Annotated in this window: 4 protein-coding genes; 3 read left to right on the top strand and 1 reads right to left on the bottom strand. The window is 71.5% G+C overall.

Annotation, left to right across the window (positions count from 1 at the left end; translation table 11 throughout):
• Positions 1 to 116: 116 nt before the first annotated feature.
• A complete protein-coding gene (aspS, locus tag ACFV7Q_RS38185) occupies positions 117 to 1922 on the bottom strand; it encodes an aspartate--tRNA ligase (RefSeq protein WP_385435550.1) in 1806 nt (601 codons plus the stop codon).
• A 135-nt stretch (positions 1923 to 2057) separates the two neighbouring features.
• Between aspS and ACFV7Q_RS38180 the strand changes: the two genes are divergently transcribed.
• From ACFV7Q_RS38180 to ACFV7Q_RS38170, 3 genes are all read left to right on the top strand, one after another.
• Positions 2058 to 4262, top strand: a complete 2205-nt coding sequence (locus tag ACFV7Q_RS38180) for a SpoIIE family protein phosphatase (RefSeq protein WP_385435549.1) — start codon at positions 2058 to 2060, stop codon at positions 4260 to 4262.
• Positions 4263 to 4340: 78 nt separating this feature from the next.
• Complete coding sequence (locus tag ACFV7Q_RS38175) at positions 4341 to 5411, top strand: AI-2E family transporter (protein WP_385435548.1); 1071 nt, start codon at positions 4341 to 4343, stop codon at positions 5409 to 5411.
• A 320-nt stretch (positions 5412 to 5731) separates the two neighbouring features.
• Positions 5732 to 6037 (top strand): hypothetical protein, encoded by a 306-nt coding sequence (locus ACFV7Q_RS38170; protein ID WP_385435547.1) that lies wholly within the window; start codon positions 5732 to 5734, stop codon positions 6035 to 6037.
• The last annotated feature ends 75 nt before the right edge of the window (positions 6038 to 6112 follow it).

The following is a 6112-nucleotide window of genomic DNA, read 5'->3' as shown; positions in this document are numbered from 1 at the left end:
GGGATCCCGGGCGGGGGCGCCGTCGTATACGGGGCCGGCGGGTACGGCCGTGCGGGTACGGCCGTGCGGGTGCGGCTGCCGGGTCGTCGAGCGGCCCGGCAGCCGACCGGCAGCTCCTACTGGTGCTGCTTGACGGACTTCTCGACCGGCTCGGAGGTCTTCGTCTCCACCGGCTTGCGCAGTGCGATGTTCAGCTCCCGCAGGCGGGACTCCTCCAGGACCGTGGGCGCGCCCATCATCAGGTCCTGCGCGTTGCCGTTGAGCGGGAACGCGATGGTCTCGCGGATGTTCGGCTCGTCGGCGAGCAGCATCACGATGCGGTCGACGCCCGGGGCGATGCCGCCGTGCGGCGGGGCGCCGAGGCGGAAGGCGCGCAGCATGCCGGCGAACTCCCGCTCGACGGTCTCGGCGTCGTAGCCCGCGATCTCGAAGGCCTTCAGCATGACCTCGGGCTCGTGGTTGCGGATGGCGCCGGAGGACAGCTCGATGCCGTTGCAGACGATGTCGTACTGCCACGCCAGGATGTCGAGCGGGTCCTTCTCCTCCAGGTCCTTCATACCGCCCTGCGGCATGGAGAACGGGTTGTGCGAGAAGTCGATCTTGCCGGTCTCCTCGTCCCGCTCGTACATCGGGAAGTCGACGATCCAGCAGAAGCGGAAGACGTTCTCCTCGAAGTGGCCGGCGCGCTTGGCGGCCTCGACCCGGACCGGGCCCATGATCTTGGAGACCTCGTCGAACTCGCCCGCGCCGAAGAACACGGCGTGGCCGGCCACCAGGCCCAGGCGCTCGGTGAGGACCTTGACGTTCTCCTCGGTGAGGAACTTCGCGATCGGGCCGGTCAGCGTGCCGTCCTCGCCGACGCGGACCCAGGCCAGGCCCTTGGCGCCGAGCGAGACGGCGTAGTCGCCGAGGCCGTCGAAGAACTTGCGCGGCTGTGCGGCGGTGTCCGGGACGGGCAGGGCGCGGACGTGCTTGCCGGCGAACGCCTTGAACTCGGAACCCTCGAAGACGTCGGTGATGTCGACGAGCTCCAGCTTGGCGCGCAGGTCGGGCTTGTCGTTGCCGTACTTCAGCATCGACTCGCGGAACGGGATCCGCGGGAACGGGGAGGTGACCTCCCGGCCGCCGCCGAACTCGGTGAAGAGCTCGGTCATGAGCTTCTCGATCGGCTGGAAGACGTCCTCCTGCTCGACGAAGGACATCTCCACGTCGAGCTGGTAGAACTCGCCCGGCGAACGGTCGGCGCGGGCGTCCTCGTCGCGGAAGCACGGCGCGATCTGGAAGTACCGGTCGAAGCCGGAGATCATCAGCAGCTGCTTGAACTGCTGCGGGGCCTGCGGCAGCGCGTAGAACTTGCCGGGGTTCAGGCGGGACGGGACGACGAAGTCGCGCGCGCCCTCGGGGGAGGTCGCGGTCAGGATCGGGGTCGCCATCTCGTTGAAGCCGAGGGCGGTCATCTTGGAGCGGATCGCGCCGATGACGGCGGAGCGCAGCATGATGTTGCGGTGCATGCGCTCACGGCGCAGGTCGAGGAAGCGGTACTCCAGGCGCCGCTCCTCGTTCACACCGTCGTCGGTGTTGATGGTGAAGGGCAGCGGGGCGGCCGCACCCAGCACCTCGACCTCGGCGGCCTCGATCTCGATCTCGCCGGTGGGCAGGTCGGGGTTGATGTTCTCGGCGCCGCGGGAGACGACCTTGCCGTCGACGCGGACGACGGTCTCCTTGGAGAGCTTGTCCAGGACGTCGGCGGCGGCGGTGCCGGGGCGGGCGACGAGCTGCGTGATGCCGTAGTGGTCGCGCAGATCGATGAAGAGGATGCCGCCCAGGTCTCGACGATTGTGCAGCCAGCCGCTCAGCCGGACGTCGGTGTTGACGTCAGAGGCGCGGAGCTCGCCGCAGGTGTGGGACCTGTACCGATGCATCAGTCATCCAGTTCTTCGCGATACCAGGGTGGATTCAACCCTCCAAGGTTACCGTCCGGGACGCCGGCCGCGCTGGCGCGCCCGGCGGGCCCCGCGCCCGGGCACGTCGGGTCGATGACCTGTAAAGATGACCGGGTGCGCACCGAGGATGTCCTGACTGCCGTCGCGACGGGCCTGTGGCGGTGGGACAACGCGTCCGGGAAGGTCAGCCTCGACGGGGAGGCCGCCCGGCTGCTCGGGCTGCCCGCCGAGCCGACCGTCCTACCGGAGGCGGCCGTACGGTCCCGGTTCCACCCGGTGGACTGGAACGAGGTCAACGGGATCGTCAACCTGGCGGTGGCCGAGGGCACCCTCGCGGAGGCCCGACTGCGGATCACCGACGGGGACGGGCGGGTGCTGCGGACCGTCCGCAGCCGCTCGAAGCCGGTGCAGAGCCGGTCCGCCGACGGCCACCTCGACTACGAGCTGATCGGCACCATCCAGGAGATCGCCGAGCTCCAGCCCGGCACCACCGCCGCCCAGCCGACCGTCACCGGCGACTGGCGGCGCTCCCGGGAGGCCTTCCTGCTGGACGCGGGGCGGGCCCTGGCCGAGGCCCGGTCGACGGCCGAAGTGCTGCGGGTCGCCGCCTCGCTGTCCATGCCCGGCTTCAGCCCCGACGGGCTGGCCGTCTTCGGGGTGGAGGGGGACCGGCTGTCGGTGATCGGCCACCACGGGCACGGGCCGGGGGACGAGGGCCCCTTCGCGGACATGAAGCTGGACACGGACTATCCGGCGGCGGAGGTCGTCCGCACCGGCCGGGCGATCTACCTGCCCACCCCCGAGGACTACAAGCGGCGGTTCCCCGCCACCTGGCCGCTCGCCCGGCGCTTCGGCCGGGCCTCCTGGGCCTTCGTGCCGCTGATCGTGGCCGGGCGCACCCTGGGCGCCTGGCTCGCCGCGTTCAAGCACCCGGTGTCCTTCTCCCCGGACGAGCGGTCCGTGCTCACCACGGTGGCCCGGATGCTGGCCCAGGCGCTCCAGCGGGCCGGAGTGGCCGAGTCCGAGCGGGAGCTCACCACCGGACTGCAGCGCTCGATGATGCCGACGCTGGGCCCGGACATCCCCGGCATGCGGATCGCCGCACGGTACGTCCCGACCGGCGGCGGGCTCCAGGTCGGCGGCGACTGGTACGACGTGATCCCGCTGCCGTCGGGCCGGTTCGCGCTGGTCATCGGGGACGTGCAGGGCCACGACGTACGGGCAGCCGGGCTGATGGGCCAGCTGCGGATCGCGGTGCGCGCGTACGCCTCCGAGGGGCACCGCCCGGACGCGGTGCTCTCCCGCGCCTCCCGGTTCCTGGCCGGGCTGGGCTCCGCGACGCAGGGCACCGGCTCGTACGGCGGCCCCGGCTCCCAGCCCGATCCCGATCCGGACGGCGACGCCGACGCGGGCTTCGACTTCCGGAGCCCGCGCTTCGCGACCTGCCTGTACGTGGAGTGCGATCCGGAGACCGGGGTGCTGGAGGTGGCCCGTGCGGGGCACCCCGACCCGGCGATCCGGATGACCGACGGCACCGTACTGGTGCGGCCCACCGCCGGGGGCCTGCCGCTGGGCATCATCCCCGACACCGACTACCCGACGACCCGGTTCACGCTGGAGCCGGGCGAGACGATGCTGCTGTGCACCGACGGGCTCATCGAGACCGGCGGGCACGACCTGGACACCGGCTGGGCGCGGCTGCGGGCGGTCCTGGAATCCGGGGCGGGGACGCACGGGGCGGAGAACCTGGAGAAGCTCGCCGACCGGCTGGTCCAGGCGGTGCACGGGCCGTCCTCCCACCACACCACCGGACCGCTCGCTGACCGGCGCGAGGACGACATAGCCCTCGTCCTGCTGTGCCGGGAGGGGCCGGGCTGCGGCTGCGGCGCCCCGCTGCGGCAGCCGGCCCGCCCCGCGCGCCGCACGGTGCTGACGGTGGCGCAGGCGGAGCCGGCCCGGATCGCGGGCGCGCGCCGGCAGGTCCGGGAACTGCTGCACGACTGGGCGGATCCCGATCAGGTGGACTCGGCGGTGCTGATGGTCTCCGAGATGGTGACCAACGTGCTCGTGCACACCGACGGCGACGCCCTGCTGGTTGCGGAGGCGGTGGGCGAGCTGGGCGGGCGCAGGCTGCGGATCGAGGTGGCGGACTCCAGCGACGAGCTGCCGCACGTGCGGCATCCCGGCGAGATGGCGTCGAGCGGCCGCGGGGTGCTGCTCATGGAGATGCTGGCGGACGCGTGGGGCGTCGACCCGCGCGGCGAGGGCAAGTCGATCTGGTTCGAGCTGCACGAGCAGCCGAAGCCGGAGCGCGGCTGAGCAGGGGACGGGGCACGAGCCCCCGAACGGGCAAGGGACGTAAGCGGGGGCCCGGCTGACGCGTGGTTGGATGACGGCGTGTCCAGCTCCTCCCTGCTGCCCGAGCCCGTACGCCGTCTCGCCGCCTGGTGCCTGGTCGTACTCCTCGTCACCGGTGTGGCCGCGGTCGGGGTCTGGCTGTGCATCGTCTTCAAGGCGGCCGTCACTCCGGTCCTGCTCGCCATCCTCGGCACGGCCCTGCTCGGGCCGCTGCACCGGCGGCTCGTCCGGATGAAGGTCAGCCGCTCCTTGGCCGCCGCGCTCACCTGCCTGGCCGTTCTCGCGGTGGCCGGCGGGGCCACGTACATCGTCGTCTCCGCCCTCCTCAACACCGGGGACCAGATCATCAGCGCCCTCCGGCGCGCCGGCCAGGACCTCGCCGAGCACTTCGGCGCCGCCGGGACCTCCCTGGAGGACCTGGCCGCCAACGCCAAGGAGCTGCTCGCCAAGTTCGGCGGTACGGCCGCCTCGGGCGTCATCGCCGGCATCAGCGTGGTCGCCGAGATGATGGCCACCGCCACCCTCGCCCTCCTGCTGATGTTCTTCTTCCTGCGCGACTCCCACCGGGCCGCCGAGGCCCTGCGCGGGCTCGGCCCCCGCGACCGGGGCGACGGCATCGAGGCCATGGCCCGGCGCGCGTTCGACGCCGTCGAGGGCTTCATGCGCGGCACCACGTTCATCGCCCTGATCGACGCCGTCCTCATCACCGTGGGCCTGCTGGTGCTCCAGGTGCCCGGCGCCGTCGGGCTCGGCGCACTGGTCTTCCTCGGCGCGTACATCCCGTACCTGGGCGCCGTCCTCTCCGGCGCGCTGGCCGTCCTCGTCGCCTTCGCCGACCGCGGCTGGGTCATCGGGCTGTGGGTCGTCGCCCTGGTGGTCGCCGTCCAGCTGGTGGAGGGCCACTTCCTCCAGCCGGTGATCCAGAGCCGGACCGTGCAGATGCACCCGGCGGTGGTCATGCTGGCCATCACGGCCGGCGCCAGTGTCGCCGGGATCCTCGGCATGCTGCTCTCGGTGCCGCTGGCCGCCGCCGCGTTCGGCATGGTGTCGGAGCTACGGGCGCGCCGCGCGGGGACCGGGCGCAGCGAGCTGCCGGAGCAAGACAAGTAGCGGGTGTTTCCGGACAACCGAAAAGCGGTTCGCGATCATCCATTAGCGGAGATCCCGAGGCGGCCGATTTCCGACCCCCGCGTTTTCCAGCGCAAACGCCGAAAAGGATCTGGAGACTCCGTGGAACCGGCCGGGTGGGCCGGTACGGAGCATTCAAGCCGCTCTGCGCCGTGCGGCCGAAACCCCCTGGTACGGAATTCGCGTTCGTGCCATCGTCTGTCACTGGACCGGGGGGACCAGCTCAGCGCTTGCCGCTGACGGCGGTACTGGCTCTTCCTCTCGGCTGCACCACGACGTGTCCGCTCAGAAGAGGAGACAGCGTGCGCAAGGCAGCAAGGTTCACCGCGGTGGCGCTTTCCACCGCTGCGATCGCCCTGGGGTCCGTCACCGTCGCCCATGCCGGCGACTACACCGAGGACGGGGTCCGGATCCGCTCCAACTCCACCACCACCTCAACCGTCCTGGGCCTCGGCTACCGGAGCCACACGATCACGCCCATCTGTTACAAGGCGGGCACCGTGATCAACGGCAACAAGTGGTGGGACAAGCACCGCAACAACAACACGAGCGTCACGGGCTACAGCTCGATGACCCTGCTCACCAAGTGGGCCTCGAACCCCTGCTGATCGGTACTCGGATACACCCGGGGCCGGGACCGCTGGAATCGGTCCCGGCCCCGGGTGTGCCGCGCAGTGTACGGC

Source organism: Streptomyces sp. NPDC059851 (assembly GCF_042732005.1).
GTDB lineage: Bacteria > Actinomycetota > Actinomycetes > Streptomycetales > Streptomycetaceae > Streptomyces.
This window is presented reverse-complemented; position numbering and strand designations above follow the sequence as displayed.